Raw genomic sequence first — 20,161 nt, 5'->3', positions numbered from 1 at the left:
GGCTGCGTGACCCAACCTGTCACCTGATCGTGCAGCAGTCCCACCTTCCTGTTCGGGATCTTGGAGATCCTGTGGCGTGAGCACGACGGTGGCGTCGTCGATGGTGAGCGTTTCGCCGACGCGCTCGAAGACTTGGCCGAGTCGCGCACGCGCCACATGCTGGCGTCGGGCTCCGACTCGGTGCTCGACACGGGCACCGCAGTACCTCACTACATCCTCAACTACTTGGACTACGCGCTGTGGCGAGGGATGACGACCAGAGCCTTGACCGACAAGGATCTCTTCGGCGCGGGGCAAACTGGGTCCCCACGCGTCCCGGACGTCAGCACCTACAGGTTTCGCTACCGCAAGTCGATCGAGCACTTCTATCCCGTTCAGCCCAGCGAGCGACATGGTCAATCCACGTTGCCGCACGATCAGGTCAACCGCTTCGGGAACCTGTGTCTCATGACGAGCTCGGAAAACTCGCGCCGAAACAACCTCGTCGCGACCGCCAAGGCCGAGGAGTTCGGGTCGGGAAACGAGGCCCTCAAGTTCGAACTCATGGCCGCGATCACCGCTGCGGACCGCGCGTGGGGCATACCCCAGATCACCGCGCACGGAGCTGCCATGCGAGCGATCCTTCAGATGCCTCTGCGCGACCTAGGCCGATCTACGACCGGTCCGCCGGGTCTGGTCGAGCAATAGACGGGACCCGTACCCATGTCCGCCAGTCGCGGCACGACACGCTCATCTAAGGCACGATGTCCCATGAGCTGGATTTCAGCGTCCGTTCAGAGCCTTCGGTAGTAGTCGCGGATGACGACAGCCATCCGCTTGCGCCGCTCAGTCAAGAACTCGCGATAGTTATCTGCAGTGACGTCACCGAGCCCGGCAGGCACGGCGTTCTCAACCAGGTTCCTAGCGAGGTCTTCAGCCGAACTGATCTCTCCCAGCACCAACACGCCGGTCTCGATCTGCCTCTCGACCTCAGCCATGTACGCAGCCGGGGGCTTGTTGCTGATCGAGATGTTGATCGACGTCTCCGTCAGGGCGAAGTTCGCCACCTGGTTGTAGTCACCGCGGTCCGGGAACCCGTTCTTCTGCAGGTAGTCCTTGGGGACGATGTGGTGGATGTCCCCGGCCTGCTGGTGCATGGCCGCGACTGTGACCCCCTTGGAGAGGAATCCACGAGCGTTCCCGGCGACCTGGGCGGCAAGGAACGTCTGGAAGAAGGGGCTGGCCGTGCTGGTCGTCTCCAGCGATGCCGGCAACGTGACGTTCCAGAAGGCGTCGGACAGCTCGGACTCCTCAATCTGCTTGAGGTAATTCGCTGCGCCTTGCTCGCCGATCCGGCGGATGTCCTGCTCCCAGGTGGATTCGAAGCTGCCGGAGTGACGCCCGGTCAGCATCGACATCACGAACCAGCGCTTGACGATCCGTTTGCGCTCGCCCTCAGACATCGATGTGTCGTTCCTGAGCCGCAGATAGAGGGCGTAAGCGAAGTTGAGTGCGTTCTTGGAGTTGATCATGCCGTCGACGATGAACCCGGCCGACTTGATAAGCATCAGGAAGTTCTGGAAGTGGTACCTGCTGACGATTTGGAGCAGCGTCTGCTCCAGCTTGTCGTAGGCCACGGGGATGCGCTCCTCGTCGACCTTGCGGGTCTCTGGATCACGGCCGGACAGTTCGCTGACGATGCTCGATGCCTTGCCCCGGTTGAAACCAAGAAGGCCAGCGACACGGATGATGTCGCCGTACGCCGGGTCGTAGAGGTCTTCCGAGTCGTCCTTGAGCCAGGTGATCTTCTGCAGGTATGGCGTCGCCGCGAACTCCTCGTCGTTGCCCCTGATGTCTTCGTAGGCGTGCGGCGCCACTGCAAGGTGGCAGAAGTAGTCGATCAACTTGCGGATGTTTCGTCCCCGGTCGCCATAGGTGGCGATTTTGCTCATCGCGAAGTCGGCGCTGCTCAGTGGCACGCCCTTGGAGTTGATGCGGATGAAGATCTCGGACACCGTTTCGACATCGAGATCATCTGCGAGGCCGATGATGCCGATCTGAGCGTTCTTGATCCCCTCGAGCCGACCCAGGTTGGCCTCGAAGACCGAAGGGTCGACGTCGGGGTTGCGCTCTAGGTACTGACGGGCGAACGACAGATGTGACCCGGAGTTGAAGAACTCGCTGATGTCGGGGATCCACTGCGGGTTCTTGCCGATCACGGGCGTAAGGGTCGCGAACTCCTCCGTGATCGGGTTGAACGCAATGACGATGCGCACCGACTTGTAGCGCTTGTTGATCACCGGGAGACCAGCGACGGCGGCACGCAGCGCCGTGATCCGCTGCTGCCCATCGATCAAGATCTGCTGGTGCGCGGCGACCTGTCCGCCCTTCAACTTCGCACCGACCGACTGCCAAGTGATCAGGTAGCCGACCGGGTAGCCCTTGTAGAGGGAGTCCATCAGGTCGCGGACCTTCACGCTGTCCCACACGAACGGACGCTGCAGCTCGGGAATGGCGATCTTGTCGCCTCTCACATCCGCCAGAAGCTGCGTGACCGCCGATTGCGTCACGGAGTACTTCGCCACGTCGATCCCCTCATCATCCCGACACCAGTTCCATCAACTTGGAGTAGCTGTCCGCCACGTCGTACTTCACCTGGCCCTCGAACTTCTTGTTGACCTCATCGAAGAACTTCCGGGCACACTCGATCTTGGCCTCTTCGACGCCCTTGAGTTGCAGGGTCGAAAGGGATCCCTTCGTCTCGGCGACGAAGTACACGTGCTTGACGGAGCCCTCAGTGAATGCGATGGCCCAGTCGGGGTTGTAGTCCCCGACTGGCGTCGGGATGAAGAACCCTCGAGGCAGCTTGGCGTAGACCGCAACCTCAACACTCGTGTCCAGCTGCGTGACGAAGTCACGTTCGACCTTTGAGTCCGTGACGACGTAGTCGTACACGTGCTTCTTGAGCTTCTCCCCTGCCTTGGCGAAGTCCTGGGCAGTTTGGTTCTCCGTGAAGATAGCGGTGTCGAACCGATCTTCCAGCGCGTCGTAAGCCAGGTGCTCGACGATGACAGTGGCCTTCTGCTCGTTGATCAGTCGCGCGGCCTCTGTGATGAACTGCTCGGGGTTGAGGCGGAACTTGGCGAAGGTGTTCGGGTTGACTCCGCCAAGGATCGCGGCAGCGGTGCGTCGGGTCAGCTGGGTCTTCTCCGTGATCTCCCCGAGGAGGTCGTACTTCACCTGAGAGCCGGCCGATGCCTTCTCGGTCTGGGTCGAGGTCGTCGAGACATCGAATCCGGTGCCGTCGGCCAGGTCATCTGCCTCCAGCGAGTTCCGCTGCTTGCCAGCCTGTATGACGTACTGCAGTGAGGCCACGTTCAGGTGAATGTCGAGAGCCTTCACACACTTGGCGATGAGCTCTGGTGAGTCGAACTCCACTTGGTAGACGGCCTTGTGGTTGATCCGGCCCCACAGTTCCTGGAACTCCTTCTTCCTGAAGTTCTCCTCGTTGAGTGGGATCTTCTTGGGCTTGCGGTCGTTGGTCGGCGTGGGGATGTCGATGTAGAGAGCGTCGACCAGAGGCCAGACGTAATCGATGACCGGCTTGAGTACTTCAAACGTCGGCTCCGCGAGCGTGCCTGCCTCCTTGTCCCTCTTGTAAGGCTCGGAGATGGTGTCATCGTCGTTCAGGTAGTCGTTCTTCACGAGGTACTTGTAGAGCGCCTTAGCCAGCCCTTCCTCGACGACCGACTCTCCGTCTGGGGTGTGGATGGTCTTGCCCGTGAAGAACTTGGCGCTGGCCTTGCGCGGGCGCGCAGCCAGCGACTCCGCAATTTCCTTCTGGAGGCCTGCCACAAAGTCGGTGTACGACTCATCAGTGACGACCGTCAGTTCATTGATGTCATGAACTGTGACGGGGTTGTCCATCCGCTCGCCGTGCTGGTCGACGGACAGTCGCAGCCCGCGCCCGATCTCCTGACGGCGAGAGATGGTGTTGTCGCTCTTCTTGAGCATGCCCATGACGAAGACGTTGGGGTTGTCCCAGCCTTCGCGCAGTGCCGAGTGGGAGAACAGGAACCGCACGGGTTCTTCGAAAGAGAGCAGGCGTTCCTTATCCTTGAGGATCAAGTCGTACGCCGCGACGTCCTTGGACTGGCCCTTCTCGTCACCGGTCTTGTGCACAGCGCCGTCGACGAGGTGCTTGCTCTTCTTGTCGATGGAGAAGTAGCCCTGATGGACCTCGCGGGGCTTGTCGCGGCTGAGGTACTTCCTGTAGGCAGCCGTTGCGTCGTCGAGTTCCAGCTCCCGGAGCACCTCCTCGACGAGCGCGGCGTACTCCTCCTCGAACAGTCGGGCGTAGTCGCCCAAGGTGTCCTCGCGATCGTAGTCGCGGTACTTGGCGACCTCATCGATGAAGAAGAGCGAGAGGACCTTGACGCCCTGACTAAAGAGCTCCCGTTCCTTGTCGATGTGCGCCCGGATGACCTCACGGATCTGGATGCGACGCTTGGTCTCCTCGGTGACGTCGCGGTCGGCGAGCTGTCCAGCTACGACAACGTCCCCGTTGCTCAGCATGATCGTGTCGTCGATGGCATTCACGTCGGTCACCACGAGGTCCTTGTAGGCCTCGATCCCGTTCGCGAGGTCGTGCAGTCGTGTGCCCTTGGTGACGCGCTTGAGCTGCCGCTTGATCGGACCGCCCTTGGTCTGGACTTCCAGCTCGACACGGGCAGTGGGCGGCTGGCCCTTCTTCACCTCGATCGCATCGAGGTAGAGGTACGCGGTGGACCCAGCGAGCCCCTTGACCGAAATCCCGCGTACAGCGATCTTCTTCACGAGCTTCTGGTTGTACGCGTCGAGCGCGTCGAGACGGTGGACCTTGGTGTGCTCGACCTTGTGGGTGGCCGAGTAGCGCAGCACCATCAGGGCGTTGAAGCGCGACAGAGCTTCCAGCGATTTGGCAGCGCCGATCTTCTGCGGCTCGTCGATGATGACGATCGGCCGGTTGGCGCTGATCACGTCGATCGGCCTACGCGATTGGAAGTCGTCCAGCACGTCATAGATGCGCCGATTGTCCTTACCCGTCGCGTTGAAGGCCTGGATGTTGATGATCATGACCTGCACGCCCGCGTCGGAGCTGAATCGCTCGATCTCATGGAGCTGCGAGGAGTTGTAGATGAACGATCGCGGCTTCGTGCCATAGGTCTGCTGGAAATGCTCCGCCGTGACCTCGAACGACTTCTTGACGCCCTCGCGGATCGCCACGGACGGCACGACGATGATGAACTTCGACCACCCGTAGCGCTTGTTCAACTCCATGATCGTCTTGATGTAGACGTAGGTCTTGCCAGTACCTGTCTCCATCTCGATGTCGAGGTTGGGCGCACCTGGCGCGGCCTTGCTGTCGACGACCTTCGGCGCCAGCGGCAGGTTCCGGGAATTCTGCACCTGGTGCAGGTTTGCGAGCAACTGCGTCGCCGAGAGTTCGATCTCGGCGTTGCGCAGGCCAGAGTCAGGGGTCGTGCTGGTCTCGAACAGGGCTGGTGCCGCGTTGGGCTTCACCTTGCCGGGGTCGATTCGGTACGAAATGCCGGTACGACGCGGCTGACCTGCGAACACGTCGACGACCGAGTCGACTGCATCGGTCTGGTACGGCTGGATCTTGAACTGGAGCTTCATCAGTTCAGATGGCCTTGACAGACGTTGCGGGCGAGAGCTCCTTGAAGATCTGCTCCGCATTGATCCGTGCATCATCGGAGGCGAAACCTGAGTCGCGGAAGACAGCGCGCAGTGGCTCCTGCTTGGCGAGTGCGCGAACAAGCTCAACCGTGACCTCCTCGTCGAAGCACGCGACGAGCGCACCTTCATCTACGACGTACACCGTCTGCCCCTCGACCTGCCCGGCCTCGATAGGGAGTGCTAGGTCAAGGCCCCAGTCAAGCAGCACCTGGAACAGAAGGTCTTCACCGGTGCGGCCCTGCTTTACGCTGTCCTCGAGACCGTCCAGTTGCTCCTGGTCTGTGTCGTCGGGGGTTCGGAGCACGTCGGCCATGTTCGTCGTGTCGACGGCCAAACTCCGAAAGCCGACGTCCGTTCCCGTGCCTCCGCTTTCATGATCGCCTTGGATCGCCGAACCCACGCGACGAAGCCGATCGCGAGCGATTTCAGCGATCGTTGCGTATCCAGCCTTGGCGGCCTCAGACTTCGGGTCCGGCACCTCGTCGAGTTGCACCAGAATGAACCTGCGCTGGCTACCTTCGGTGGCGTTCAGGTCCATGACGGCGTGGCCGGTCGACGCCGAGCCGGCGAAAAAGTCCAGAACGATGTCATCTGGACCGGTCAGATACGAGACCAGACGACGAAGATCTCGCCAGTTCTTGGGGTTGTCGAACACCCGCCCGCCCATGAGGGCATGGAACTCGACGGCTGCCGTCTGCGCGTAGCTGAAATTGACCGATCGCATCACAAGGCCGTCGGACTCGAACAAGTATCGAACCTGGCGTGGAAGCGTGGACTCATCCGGACCGAAACCAACCCGCCCTTCGGCTACCGCTCGGTCAAACGATTCTTTCTTCGGATAGCGCCACCCGCCATCGGGGATCTTGCACGGCTTGCCCGTCACAGGGTGCAGCACCTCGTACTTCGGGCCACCGCCACCCGGCCAAGAGATGTTCCCATCATCACGGAACGGCCCCCGCGGCCCCACCTTGCTGTATCGCCCCAGCTTGCGGCGTTCATCGTCTGCCGCGAACGCGGCCGCCCACTTTCGCCAGGCGGCTTGAATCGAATCCCAATTCGTCCCGTGCTTCCGCCCGAGTTCGCGGATTAGCTCGCGCGCCTCCTGTACACCTGGCTGCGGCTCGCGGAGTCGGGTCTCCGCGGCAGTCAGCGTCGCCTTGTCGCGGGTGTAGACCAGCATGTACTCGTGGCCGACCGAGAAGAAGCGCGCATCGTTCTTTCGGTTGCGATCCCAGACGAGGACGGCGAGCTTGTTGTCTGAGCCCATCACCTCGTCGAGGAGCAGTTCCATTGCGGCGAACTCGGCGTCGTCGATGCTGACGACGATGTAGCCGTCCTCGGTGAGGAGATTCCGAGCGAGGCGCAGGCGCGGATAGATCATGTCGAGCCAGTCTGAGTGGAAGCGTCCCTTGGAGTCGGGGTTCGCCACGAGCCTCGCGCCGCCACCATCGACCTGACCCGAGCGCTCGAGATATTCGCTAGTCGATTGGGCGAAATCGTCCTCGTAGAGGAAGTCGCTGCCTGTGTTGTACGGCGGTTCCCTCGACGGTTCAGGCGTGTTGCATGGGGCTCGGCAGGGCACTGGCCTCACGGGTCACCAACCCGTTGGGGGGGTTAGACCTCGCGAGTACCGCGCACGGCCATCCAGGTCACCAGCCGCACCTCATGGAGCTCGACGTCGGGGAGCGGTTCACGTGGGGGTGGTGCCGTGATGCCCGCCTCCTCCAGAACGTCGGTGATCAGGTCGATGCGTTCTTCGTCCGTGCGCCCTTCGTTGAGGGCACGCCGCATCTGGCGGGAAACCTTCGCGGAGGGGACGCTGCGGAGTCGGTTCGCGAGGTCGATCTGCCTTTCTCGTCCGAGATATCCACCAGCGCGGAAGACCAGCTGGTGGGCGTCGCGGAAGGACAACGGCATGTCGGGCTGGAACGCGTTCGGGTCGGTGAGCTGGCTCCAGGTGGTGAAGGCATCGGTGCGCGCGACTTCCCAGGCATCGAAGGCACGGTCGTAGACGAGCTCGTCGAGCCATCGTGGTGTGCTCACGCTGCCAGGGTCGGCAACGCGCAGCGAGATCAGTGTGTCACCGGAGATCCGAGGGTTCCCCGTGTCGTCGTGTGTGAGGCTCCAGTTCTCGTCAACCGCGACGTATCGGAACCAGGGGTTGTGGCTGTCGCCGATGCGGATGCAGAAGACGTACCCGTTGCCGTGCACGGCTGGGTTCTCAAATCCGCTTCCCGACCCGTAGGGGAGGGAGAGGATCTCAGTCTTGGTGGTCGTGTCCGTGGTGAAGGCTCCGTGGAGCCGGCGCCGGTACTCCTCGCCGGAGAGGGACGCACTGGAACCGCCAGCGTCGAGGAGTTTCTCGAACTCGTCGGTGACGTGGTCGTCCGTGAGGTTCACCTCGTGCCCGGGGCCGCGGCCCGGCAGGACTTCTCCAGCGCCGACCGCGGCGTCGGCCAGGGCGAGCTTGTTCTGGAGTCGTTCCTCGAGCCTGAGCAGGTCGTCCAGGCGTTCACTGGGAAAGAACAGCCCGAGGTGGACGTAGTCGTGCTGGGACCCGATGCGGTCGACGCGGCCGTGGCGCTGGACGATCCGCATGGGGTTCCATGGCAGGTCGTAGTTGATCATCTGTCCGGCTTGTTGCAGGTTCATCCCTTCAGCGAGGACGTCGGTGGCGAACAGGATGTCGTACTCGTCCTTGGCCGTGGGCTCCCCGTTGGCGTTGCGCGGGCCGGCCGTCCTGGGTGCGAATCCGGCGATGGTTGAGGCACGTCCGCCCTGGTCGACGCCGCCGGACTCGCCCCGTTCGTGCACCTTGGCGTAGGCGCCCATGATCGGAGGTGCGACCCTGCCCCGATAGTCACTCAACGGTGACCCGGGTGGCGCCGCGTCGATCGCGGCGACGACGGCCTCATGGATCGCGATGACCGTGTCGGAGAACGCAGAGAAGATGATGACCTTGCGCCGGTCCCCGTGCGTGACGCCGCGGGCGTCGATGCGACGCGCCTGCTCGGCGATCTGAGTGAGCTCTGCGACAAGCTTGTCGACCTTCGGCTCCGTCCCGCTCAGGGCCTTGCTGGCGAGGTCGCGCAGGTAGCGTAGGAGAGCGATGTCGGAACGCACGTCTGCTTCAAGTTCGGCGACGTGGTAGCCGCTGGCTGCGTCTACCTGCTCGTCGTCGTCGAATGCTTCCACGAACGCGTCGAGGTCGTCGGAGTCTGAGGAGACCCAGTCGTTGAGCGCTTCCCCCTTCAGGACGTATCCCTGGTGCAGGGCGCCCAGGAAGGACTCGTGGGACACGATCATGCGCTCAAGCGACGCGTGTAGCGCGTCAGGGCTGGACTCGAGCCGTTTCAGCAGACCGGAGCGGAGCAGGCCGGCGTTGGTGATCTGGTACTCCAGCAGGTCCTGGTCGAGGGTGTACATGCTGGACAGGTACCTGGCGAGCATCAGACGCTTGGGGTCGAGGGAGCGGTCTTCCCACGCCTTGGGCGCGTGGGGATCGGTGGGGTCGTCGAGGGCGTAGACCATCGCGTCGATGAGTTCCAGCCCGTCCTGGTCGATGTCGTAGTCGAGGCGGCGCACCTTCGGCTGGGGGAACTTGATGGTGGTCGTCTTCCCGTCTGGGCCGACGATCATCTCGTTGGTGTAGTGCTCCTTGACGAACTTTCGGGTGCGGCGCACTGCAACCTGGTCCATCAGGTCGAAGAGGTGCTCTGGGGTGAGGTTCGCGGGGTCGATCGCCTGGGCGTGCTTGATGTACTCCCGGATGCTGGGGATGCCCAGGGATGCGAATCGGGCGTCGTCACGGATGAAGTACTTGATCAATGTCTCCAGGTCCGCAAGTGAGTTGTTGACCGGTGTCGCGGTCAGCAGCACGACCTGTTTCGGCTGGTTGCCGGCGGTGATGACGCGGTCCACTGCTCCCGAGCGTTGTGCAGAGGAGTTGCGTAGGTTGTGTGCTTCGTCGATCACGACCAGGGAGTAGTCCTCGATCTCCTGCATGAACGCGTGATGACCTGGGTGGCCGGGGTCGAGGCGGTTGCGTACCTCCTCGTAGGAGTAGACCTTGACCCATCGGGAGAAGTCGTGCTCGTGCAGGAAGGGCTCCCACATGGATGTCTTCAGGGCCGCAGGGGCCACGATGAGCACGCGTTGCCGATTGATGTTGGCAGTCCGGTAGATGACCTCGCCGGCCAGGTACGTCTTCCCGAGGCCGACCTCGTCGGCGACGAGCACGCCGCCGTGCTCGTCCAGGAGCCGCTCCATCCGCACAACCCCGTCGGCCTGGAACCGGGTCAGGTTCAGACCGGTCTTGATATGCGGATTCTCGTCATCCAGGTGCGCTCCATAAAGCTCCCACAGCATCCTCAGGTAGATGAGCCATGGGTCGTGTGGATCCCACAACCGCCCGTACAACGCGGCCAGATCGTACGGATCACTCACTGCCCAGAAACGTTCGAACCACTCGTGCACCTTGGCGGCAGCATGAGTACCCCCACCCGTTCCGAGGTTCAGCTCGGCATTCAGCGCCAGGCCTGCGTAGGTCATGTTCGAAGAGCCGGCGATCGCGGCTTGGGTCGCAGAGTCCTCCACCAGGTATGCCTTGCCATGGAGGAATCCACCGGTGAACCGCCGAACCTCCACCCGTGCTGTCCCATCCGGGTTGAGATGACGCAGCCACTCCACCATTCGTCTCGCGTCCGCGTCTGGCTGCCGTGCGAAGCCCATGGTGTCCCGTTCCATGGCGAGCCAGTCGTCGTGCTGCTCGACCGCAGCGCTGATTCGAGAGTCCATGGTCGCGTCATGGGCGCTGACGGCTCGGACCGCGCTCTGCTCCGGCTCTGCTCCGAGCAGCAGCCGGACCCGAGGTGCTCGCTCCAGCTCATCAGCAAGGAGGGCGAACCCGCCCGGGTTGATGTATGCCGTTGCAATCGCGAGGGGCGGCGGGCTCACCTTGTTGTCCCGCAGCAACCGGAAGAGCTCGTTCACCCGGTCAGCAACGCGGACCGTGGCCTCGCTCGCGAGGTGATTGGTCGCGAAGTCAGGCAACTGCGTCATGCTTGCCCCTTCCAGCGTGCGTAGTGTTCGAGGACTGCTTCCAATCGCGGTCGGTAGTTCCAGCCACGGTGGAAGGTGTCGAAGACGTGCTCGACCTGGTCCTCGGTCAGCCCATAGAGGAGGCTGACCAGTGCGTCGAGCTCGGCGATGAGATCGTCTTTCTCCGACTGGGTTGTCACCGACCCGACCGTGACGCCCACCTCGTTGGCCCACTCTTCATATCGCTCGTCGACCGCTGCGAGCAGGGCGGCAATCTGGACGATCCGCGCGGCGATCGGCGACTCGGTGTCGAGCATGGGGATGGGCAGGCCGTTGAGGATGTGCAGGTTCATTCCCATCTCGACGTACTTGCGCGCGTACCAGTCGAGTGGGATCGACGACAGGACACCGAGGAGGTACGCCTCGGCGGAAGCTGAGCCTTCACGTCGGTACAGGTAGGGCGCCTTGTTCGTCAGTGCGACGGTCGGTGGCACTAGCGCCGCGATCATCGTGCGAGTGTTGGTCGCGTTGGTGACATCTCGGAAGGCGATGCGCGGTCGACGCATCGGTAGCGTCTCCCGATCGTCTGCCCACTCCTTGGGTAGCCCGTGAAATGCAGAGCTCTTGAGCTTGATCTGACGCTTCCGCTTGGCCTGCAAGGCAGCTTCAATCTTGTCCTGGTCGCCATACGCGTAGACCTCGCCGGTGCTCGGGTTCCACAGGTCGAAGCCGGCACCGCCCAAGACCGGGACAGTACCTTCGGTGCCTGCGTCGAACGTGGACCGATCGTTGGTCGCATGAAACTCGGCCACCGGTCGGAAGTCCCAGTCCGGGCGGCGAGCGTCCAACCTCGGAGCCTTGCGGATGAGGTTGAGAACCTCGGCAGACTGCGGGCTCGCGATTTGCGGGATCGTGGACCCGGTTGTCACCTTCAGCGCCGATACCGCGACCTGGCCTAGTTCGTCGCGACCGGCTAGGAAGGATGTCTCGTCGAAAAACGGACCGCACACCTGCACGTACCCCGATGGTGTTTCGGATTTTCGAAATATCACGAGGGCGATCGAGTACTGGGGGTGGATGGGGAAGACCCACTGGCGGTTGTTGACCAGCGTGACGGCTTGGAGATCACCAAGGGCGAACATGGCTTCCCGCCACAGCTTGGGACCCGCGGCTCCCAAGAGCGAACGGGGGACGACGACCCCCATCTGGCCACCCTCCCTGAGTAGGAGGAGGAAGCGCCAAGCGAAGGCTTGGTAGAGGTCGATGTCGCCGGTCCCGAGCCCGGGGTAGGGGCCCTTGAGCATGGTCTGGCGGATCTTGCCGACGACTTCGCTGAGTTCCTCCAGTTGCGACACCATGTCGGGTCGCTCCTGTCGCAGCCGCTTGATCTCCGACTTGAGCTCGGCGGGCTTGAGTCCGAGCAGTCCGGGGCGTACGCGGAGCCAGAACTTGGGCTCCTCCACCATGAGCTCTTCCCACGGCGGGTTTCCGATGAGGACGTCGAAGCCTGGGTTGGATCGGAGGAACACCTCGGGGAAGAGGACGGGCATGTGCGCTGGTCGCAGCTCCTGGATGGTCTGCGTCACCTGTGGGGTGCGGGCAAGTTCGTTGATGTCGTCCTCGGTGAAGATCATCCCGGCATCGACGGCACCGACGCGGGCAGCGACGGCGACGTCAAACACCCGTTCCGCCGGTGCGGAAGCCTCACGGGCCTGATCGAGGAGCCGCGCGGACTCCTCGATCTCCGCCTTGTTGGCCTCACCGGCGTTGGCGAGATCGACCAAGAGTGTCTTGGCGGACGCGAGGGTGTCCGTGATCACGTCGTCGAAGAACCCGCTCTGGCCGGGGGCACGGTCAGGTTGGAGGACGTCCAGGGCCTCGTCGACCGTTCCGATCCCGGTCAGGGAGTCGGCATTGATGAGGCCGTGGTCGAGGTTGCTCATCGGGAGGCCGGGCACGAAAGTGTGGATCCAGAGCGCGAGACGTGCGAGCTCGACGGCCATCGGGTTGATGTCGAGCCCGTAGATGCACCTGCGGGCGACCTGTCGTCGCAGAAGGCCTATCTCGTCGACGTCAGACTTGGCGACGTCATCCGTGCCCAGAGCTTCCTTGGCGGCGCCGGCGAGCCGGAGCAGCTCGTCAGTGACGCCGGGTACGGCGTGCTGGGCGAGGAACGTGCGCATCAGCGCTTCGATCTTGTCGACCGCAGCGACGAGGAAGTGACCCGATCCCATGGCGAGATCGGCGACGCGGAAGTTGAAGAAGTCTCGGGCCGCAGCCGCTGGGTCGCCCTTGGTGAGGTGGTCGGCGATCCCCTCGAGGTGCGCGGTGAGTGACGGCACGAGAGATCGTTCGATGAGGTGGTCGACGACGACCTTCGGGGTGAAGTAGGACCCGGTTGCCTTGCGTTCGCCCGAGGCACTGTGGAAGTACACCGCGCCTGCTCTGACGTGGACCTCGTCCCCCTTCTTGGCGGGCACCCAGGCACCGTCGCGGTCGAGCGTGAGGTCCTGCTCGGCCTTGGAGAGTGAGCTTTCGAGCAGGCCCTCGTAGATGGTGCCGAACTCGCGCACGCTGAGGGACCGGAAGTCCACGGGTCCGTCTACACCGTCGCGGGTGGTGTCGATCAGCAGGTGCTTGAGGGCTGGCCCCATGGCTCGGTCCGGGATCTGGATCTTGGTGAACAGCGCGCCGTCTGGGGACCGTTCCGGGTCAGACGAGAACAGGCCTCCGTTGTACGCGGGGATCTGCCACTGGGCGTTGCCCTTGTCGATGGCGTCCCACACCTGAGTCAGGTCACGCCACAGGGTCGTGGAGTCGCCGAACTCATCGTCCGCGGCAGTGATGAGGCGTTGGGCGTTGGTCTTGAGGCTGTTCGCGTCGAAGCCTTCGTTGCGGCCGGACGGTAGCAGTCCGCGGTCTTCGGCGTATGCCTGAAACAGGAGGCGGAAGAGGATACGCAGCGTGACGCGGTACGCGGTCGCAAGGCCGTCGGCGTCGAGCCGCAGTTGTGCGTGCTTGGCGAGCTGGTGGGTGACCTCGACAGCGAGCGAGGGGATGATCTCCTCGTAGATCCGCTCCCGGAGTCGGTCTCCGAGCTCGGTGGCGTACCGGGTGCTCTCGGCCAGCAGTTGGTCTGTCGTGCCAGCTACGGCCAGAGCCTCTGCGGTGAAGATCAGCGGCAGCAGCCCCGCGAACGTGGCGTCGACCGTGGAGAGGTCGATCTCGAAGTAGGTTTCGGCCTGACCCTTGGAGCCGACACCGATACCGTCCCGGCCGGGGTAGAGGCGGATCTGGTCCTTGCGCAGGACGACCAGCCATGGGACCTCCTGCTGGGCCGCGACTGCCAGGCCATAGGCGACAGGAGACAGCTGGAAGCGAGGGCTCTTGGAGTCGAACTGCTCGGTGTCGTCGAGCAGGACCGCGACTGCGCGTGACGCATCGGTGGGGGTCGACAGCAGGACAGCACCGCCGGTCGCTGGCCTGGTCTTGAAGCCCAGAGCGTCGATGAGCTTTAGTCCGCGGGTGGTCAGCAGGGCGGCGCCGGCACGGTTGAGGTCGTCCCAGTCGTGACGCTGCGGAACGTTCTGGGTCAGGTGATGGGTGGCGAAGAGACCGCTGTTCGTGAAGCCTGCGACAGCGGTGGAGTCGTGGGCCTTCCGGAAGCCGGCGATGCGCTCGGTCGCCGCCAGGACATCAGGTTCCTCAAGAACCGATTGGAGTTGCCGTTGCGCCTGTTCCGTGGGCATCTCGATGGGTTGGGCCTGCGGATCCGGCCCGAAGAGATGAGTCGTCGAACCGTTGACGACTGCGACGACGAGCTGCAGCTGGGTCTTGCCGCGACGCGCAGCGAACAGGTCGCGAAGTGCCTGCCGCGAGGGTGGAGTCGCTGACCTCCCGACGGCGACCTGGACGCCCCCTAGGCCGAACGGGTCGGGCCCGATGAAGACCTTGTCCGTCGTGACGCCGGCATGAGCTGCGGGATCGTTCCAGTTGACGGTCTTGCTCGCGTCTAGATGCATTGGCCGGTTCAGCCTTTCGGGTCAGAGGGCGGCTCTTCGGCCGGTTGGACTGGTTCAGGGACCGGCCGGAGTGTCCGTGCCGGGGTGGGAGCAGCTGGGGCGCGGTTGGACTCGAGGGCCTCGACTGCGATGTGCCGCTCGAGCATCGCGATGGTCGATCTGGTCTCCCGCAGCTGTTCGCGCAGGCGGCGGTTCTCCGCGGTCAGGGTCTCGACGCGCTCCTTGAGCGCCCTGACGGGTTCGGGGTCGGTGCCGTGCGCGGCGATCCGGTCGCGGAACTCGGCCTGGAGGTCCTGGTGCCGGTGGGTGAGGATCCACCGTTTGACGCCGGCTTCCTCCGCCAGGGACTTGATGGTCAGCTTGCCGTCGGAGCGGACCGGCTGAGCCTCCAGCAGCCTGGTCATCGCTTCCCGGATGGCCCGGCGTTCTGGTCCGTGCTCGGTCATGACCGCCCGCCTTCTTGCCCTTCGTCGTGGTGGGCCGTGACGATGGCTTCTCGCCGGTCGATCTGGGCGCGGATACGGTGCCGCAAGGGTTCGGGCGTCATAGGCGAGTCGTGCTCCTCCTGCAGCGAGTCCAGCTCCGCCCGGAGCGCGGTGATGTGCTCCTCGGTGCGGGCGATGTTGGCGCACCGGTGGTCGCAGGCGGTCAGGTCCGGGGTAGTGGCCGCACCCGCGGTGGTGGTTATGTCCCTCCGGCAGAGGGCTTTGCGTGGGTCGAAGCAGCAGGCGAGGCTCTGGCCAGGTGCGTCGTAGACGCGCATGGCCGGGTTGGCCATGAGGGCAGCGGCCTGCTTCGTGGTGAGGGCGAGGCCCTGGAAGCGGTCACGGTACTCGTTGGCGGCGGCCCGGTAGCGGGCGGCCGCTGGGCCGCTGACGTGCGGGGGTGCCTGCAGGTGCTCGACGGCCCGGTGCAGGGTGTCGCTGAGGGCGAAGGCTTCTTCCATCGGGAACAGGTCCCGCAGGCCGGTCGAGGCCCTGCCTCCGTACCCGTCGGTGGTGGCCGCGTGCAGATGTCCGTACTGGAGGCCGAGGGCGACCCGACCGCCGGGACGGCGGTAGATGAACCAGGCCAGGGTGCGGCGCAGCCTGCGCAGGTTGATCGGTCCGTCAGGGTCCTCCGGGACGACGTCGTGGGGACGCTCCAGGTCGCTGGCGCGCTGGTTGCACCAGCTGACAAGGTGCTTGATCGCCTCGTGCACCCGTCTTGACGGAGGCCCGCCAGGATCGAGCTCGGTCCCGGTCACCCGGGCCTTGAAGAGGGTGTCGCTGAACAGCAGGTCACCGGCGTGCAGGCCCTCCATCACGGCGATGGCATCGGCGACGGGCTTGATGGCGACCCAGGGGTGTTCCCGGTCGACGCCCTCGGGAAGGCTGCGGCCCGCGGCGACAGCTGCCTTGTAGGTGCGGCCTGTGATCTGGTAACCGGTGGCAGGTGCGCCGGTGGTGCTGACAGTGGGTGTGCAGCAGCCGCGGCGCAGGCCCAGGACCTCATCGGCTCGCATCCCGGTCAGGTAGGCCACGGTGATCAGGCACGCCGTGCTGACTACCCGCCGATGGGCATCGACCTGGTCCGGGTCGAGTTCACCGCTCCACGGCAGGGACGCTCGACCGGACGGTCCGGGAAGAGTGGCACTCGGGCTCAGGCTGAGCCGGTGGAGCAGTCGTGGTGCCTCCTGGACCAGTCGCAGGCACCACACGAGCAGCGCTGACATGGTGGCCGGATGCACCGGGACCGACTTGTTCTCCGCGGTCCATTCGCTCTTGCCGATCACCTGCTCCATGCCCTCGCGTTCCCAGAACGGTTGCCTCAACCGGGCGCTGGGGCGCATGTAGGGGCTGAGCAGCCACAGTCGGCTGAGCACGAACAGGCGTCGGGACTTGGGGTTCTGCCCGACGGGTGCTGTGGCGACCTGGGCGGCGTACTCGCGCAGGTCGTCCTCGTCGAGCTGGGCCAGCTGGGGTGTGCCGCGGGTCGCCAGCCAGTCCAGGAACGGTTGCAGGTCGGCCCGCATCGTCTTCAGCGTCGAGGGTGCCAGCCGGCGGCGGACGCTGGCTGGACGGTCCAGCTGGTCCAACGGGGTGTCCTGGGTCAGGGTCAGGTAGAAGAAGTGCTTGATGTCCTCCCGGACGCCGGCCGGACAGCGCTCGAAGTCCAGGCGGATCCACCGGGTGGTCGGTCGCGGGCACAGCGGGCTCAGGTCCCAGACCTTGTCGCCGAAGACCGAGCCGCCGGGAACGATCGTGGCCCCGGCCGCTGGAAGCGACGCTCCAGACTGGGCCGGGAATCCGCCCAGGTGGTCCGGGGCCGCTGCTGTCGTCATGCGTCCAGGTCCCGTCGCAGGAGCCGTTCGATTACAGCCCTGTCGGCGTCGGTGGCCTCGTCGCGGGCGGTGGCACGCTCGCCCGGGGTGGTGCTGGACTCGAGCAGGTCCTCCAGCCGGTCCCGGTGCTCCCGGTAGCGGGCATCGAAGCGGGCAGGGTCGACCGAGGCGAGGTTGCCCAAGGCCTCATCCAGCAGGACCAGGCGGGGCAGGTGCGCGGGCGTGGCGACGGCGTTCGGGCAAGCCAGGCACATCAGGAAGGAGGCCGTGCAGGGATCTCCGTCCGGGCTGAACGGGCTGTGCGTGAAGTCCAGGCACGCGGTCGCCGCGGTGTCCAGCTGGCCGGAGCGGACGGCGCGTGCCGTCGTCGCCGGCAGGCCCAGATCCTGCACCGGCGCGTAACGGAGCCGCACCGTCTCGGTGGCGTGCTCGACGGCTTCGGCCTGGCCGTCAAGGATCACGTCCTGGTGCAGGTGGGCGGTCAGGGCGTCCGGGCGGCGGTAGACGTCCTCGCTGACCGCGGCGGAGTTCTGGCTGGACTTGCGGTTGATGACCTGCTCGGACAGACGCAGTCGGCCGAAGTGCAGGTGCAACAGTTCTTCGTCGTCGGCACGCAGGTCGGCGACCTGGTCCCAACGGCGAACCGCGCCGCCGTTGGTGAACCCGTCTGTCACGAACAACGTGGTGGGGTGGTCGGTGACCCCGCTCGAAGTACCGGCGATCAGCAGCCGGTCCGTGGCGTGCCCCAGGCGTTCCAGACACTCCCGGGCCGGTGCGGTGATCGTCAGGGCGGTGCGCAAGGTTCGGGCGTGGGGCCCGGAGAAGGAGTTGGTGAAGTACCTGCGGTGCCCCCGCCTCGGCTTGTCCAGGTGCGTCACCAGCACCTCGTCCCGTCCGGGTACGGAGGCCAGGTCGGGCACCACCATCGACTCCAGGGTCGACAGGTTGTACCCGCGGTCGCAGACCAGTGCTGCCATGACCGACAACAGCTCGATCCTGGTCGGGAAGAGTGCGTAGGTGGGGTGCAGGTCCCCGGTTCCCAGGACGTCGGCGGCCAGCCGGGCAGCCTCGTGCGCGCCGCGCCCGAACCGCAGCCGCCCGTCCTGCACGAGCCGTTCAAGAAGCTCGCCCCTGGACAGGTCGGTCCCGTCATAGGGAACACATGGCCCGTCGTCGACCCGGCCGTCACGGTGGCGCTCGAGCGCGGCGACATTCGCCGAGATCCTCGCCTCGCACGCCCGGACCAGCTCGCCAGCACGGCGGCGGATGGCCTCAAACTCGGCGACCGAGTAGGAGTCGTACAGCCTCTTGCGTGGTTTGTGGGTCCGCTGAGCGAGGGCGCGCCTGGTCAAGGCACCGACCTCAGGGGCCTCTTTGAGCAAGACCCTCATGATGTTCACCTGACCAGGCCACCGGTTCCGGGACTCCCGGTCGCCCCGCCAGGTCCACCAGTGCTCGGGACCGAAGTCGCTCAACGTGATGATGCTGATCCCCAGCGGTTCCAGGCTGCGCAGGAAGGCCACCGAGGCGCGGTGCGCGGTGCCCATCGTCGCGGCCGAGCGCCACCTGCCATCCGGTCCGGTGGCCTCGACGAAGGCACCGACCAGTTGCTGGCGCACCTGCCCGTGAGCCGGGGCCTGGCTGAAATCGAACGGGCCGACCTCCCGCCCGTCCGTGCCGATGACCGACACCACCAGCCCGGTCGGATCCAACCGGTCGGGGCGGCGATAGCCCGCTGCTGGCATCGACACCGGCGTCACCGTCCACCACCGCCATCGTTGACCAGGCCGGTGGCGGCCAGATGCCGGTGCACGAAGTCGGTGAACTCCTGCTCACTCCCCGTGGAGTCCTCGGCGTTGAGGAACAGGTCGACCTGCAGACCCGAGATCGGCTCCAGATAGATGTCCCGGGTCGTCTGAGGGTTCGTGTGCCCCAGCAAGGTCTGGACCAGGGTCCACGGGTCGCCGAACAGCATCCGGTAGTCCCTGCGCTCCTCCGGCGTCAGTCCCATCCGCCGGTCGAACGCATGCAGCAACGTCACCAGCATCCGTAGCGCGAACGAGTGGCGCAGCATGTGCGGGTAGCAGGAGACCGGGACGCCCAGTCGGGCGCACCGCCGGTTGGCGGTCGAGAAGACCGCCTCCCAGGACTCGTACCGCATCGGCAGCCCCGAGTCGCCCACGAACAGCATCGCCGGAGCGAGGCCCGCCTCCTCCTGGACGAACAGACGGGCCCGGTCGCGCCAGTCGAGATGGTCCAGGCTGGTTGTCCGCACATGTCCGTCCCCGTCCCGGACCCGCAGGCCCGAACGGTCATGACCGACCACGACTTGACGGCCCGGCATGTCCTCGTAGCGACCCTCACGGCGCGCCCGAGACACCGCTTCGGCCCGGGTGGAGAGCACGTAGGCCTCCAGCTGGCGACGCGCGGAGGCCGCCAACCAGAAGTCCCGGCCCCGGCCCTTGGCGACGCCACCACCCACCCTTGCCCGCAGGAACTGGCCCGGGCTGTCGACGGCGGGCAGCTCCTGCACCAACAACGTGCCAGCCTCCCTGAGCCTCAACCCGCTGGACCAGAGCAGATCGGCGAAAGCCACGTTGCGTCCATCATTTCGCCCCCGCCAGGAGCGGTCGGCCGAGCCATCGGGCAGCCGGCCGGCAAGACCCACGTCCCGCCACTGCGCGTATGCACCCGGTGTCAGCCACTTCACCCGGACAGGCCGAGCATCGCGGGGCCGCAGCGAACGCGAGCCTGCATCCCCAGCAGAAACGACTTCATCGGCGGCCGGGTCACTGGCGATCACGCCACGCTTGTGCTGCCAGGCGAAGAACTTCTTGCACGCCGCAAGCTCACGACTGAACTTCGCCCCAGAGACCCGGTGCTCGTTGTCCGGATCGCGCCGACGCCAGTACTCAAAATCCAGAAGATCTGACGACGCTGCCTCCTTCCACGGCTTTCCCTGCGACTCCAGGAAACTTAGGAAGAGCCGCAGGTCCTTGGCGTAGGACACCTGGGTCTGCTCCGAGAGCAACCTGTAGCTCGCCGACGCGAAGAAGGC

Annotated in this window: 10 protein-coding genes; 1 reads left to right on the top strand and 9 read right to left on the bottom strand. The window is 64.9% G+C overall.

The window, feature by feature from the left end; all coding sequences use genetic code 11:
* The first annotated feature begins 60 nt into the window (after nucleotides 1-60).
* Nucleotides 61-687 (top strand): HNH endonuclease family protein, encoded by a 627-nt coding sequence (locus ABC138_RS01995; protein WP_345912593.1) that lies wholly within the window; start codon nucleotides 61-63, stop codon nucleotides 685-687.
* Nucleotides 688-773: 86 nt separating this feature from the next.
* Here ABC138_RS01995 and ABC138_RS01990 read toward each other — a convergent pair whose 3' ends face one another.
* The 9 genes from ABC138_RS01990 to ABC138_RS01950 form a co-directional block, all read right to left on the bottom strand.
* Nucleotides 774-2,564: a DUF262 domain-containing protein gene (locus ABC138_RS01990; protein ID WP_345912592.1), complete on the bottom strand. Its 1,791-nt coding sequence runs from the start codon at nucleotides 2,562-2,564 to the stop codon at nucleotides 774-776.
* A gap of 13 nt (nucleotides 2,565-2,577) precedes the next feature.
* Entirely contained in the window at nucleotides 2,578-5,658 is a 3,081-nt protein-coding gene (locus tag ABC138_RS01985; RefSeq protein WP_345912591.1) for a DEAD/DEAH box helicase family protein, read from the bottom strand.
* Nucleotides 5,659-5,662: 4 nt separating this feature from the next.
* Nucleotides 5,663-7,300: a site-specific DNA-methyltransferase gene (locus tag ABC138_RS01980; protein ID WP_345912595.1), complete on the bottom strand. Its 1,638-nt coding sequence runs from the start codon at nucleotides 7,298-7,300 to the stop codon at nucleotides 5,663-5,665.
* Nucleotides 7,301-7,332: 32 nt separating this feature from the next.
* Nucleotides 7,333-10,779, bottom strand: coding sequence for a helicase-related protein (locus ABC138_RS01975; RefSeq protein ID WP_345912590.1), 3,447 nt, complete (start codon nucleotides 10,777-10,779; stop codon nucleotides 7,333-7,335).
* Nucleotides 10,776-14,780 (bottom strand): hypothetical protein, encoded by a 4,005-nt coding sequence (locus ABC138_RS01970; protein WP_345912589.1) that lies wholly within the window; start codon nucleotides 14,778-14,780, stop codon nucleotides 10,776-10,778. Before ABC138_RS01970 ends, ABC138_RS01975 begins: the two co-directional genes overlap by 4 nt.
* A gap of 8 nt (nucleotides 14,781-14,788) precedes the next feature.
* Nucleotides 14,789-15,226, bottom strand: coding sequence for a hypothetical protein (locus ABC138_RS01965; protein ID WP_345912588.1), 438 nt, complete (start codon nucleotides 15,224-15,226; stop codon nucleotides 14,789-14,791).
* Nucleotides 15,223-17,103: a hypothetical protein gene (locus tag ABC138_RS01960; RefSeq protein WP_345912587.1), complete on the bottom strand. Its 1,881-nt coding sequence runs from the start codon at nucleotides 17,101-17,103 to the stop codon at nucleotides 15,223-15,225. Before ABC138_RS01960 ends, ABC138_RS01965 begins: the two co-directional genes overlap by 4 nt.
* Entirely contained in the window at nucleotides 17,100-18,848 is a 1,749-nt protein-coding gene (locus ABC138_RS01955; protein WP_345912594.1) for a hypothetical protein, read from the bottom strand. The genes ABC138_RS01960 and ABC138_RS01955 overlap by 4 nt, the downstream gene beginning before the upstream one ends.
* Before the next feature lie 11 nt (nucleotides 18,849-18,859).
* Nucleotides 18,860-20,161: site-specific integrase (locus ABC138_RS01950; protein ID WP_345912586.1), on the bottom strand; the 1,302-nt coding region annotated here is incomplete at its 5' end.

Source organism: Janibacter sp. LM (assembly GCF_039631275.1).
Lineage (GTDB): Bacteria > Actinomycetota > Actinomycetes > Actinomycetales > Dermatophilaceae > Janibacter > Janibacter terrae.
The sequence above is the reverse complement of the archived record's forward strand: the minus strand, read 5'-3'. Positions and strand labels throughout refer to the sequence as shown.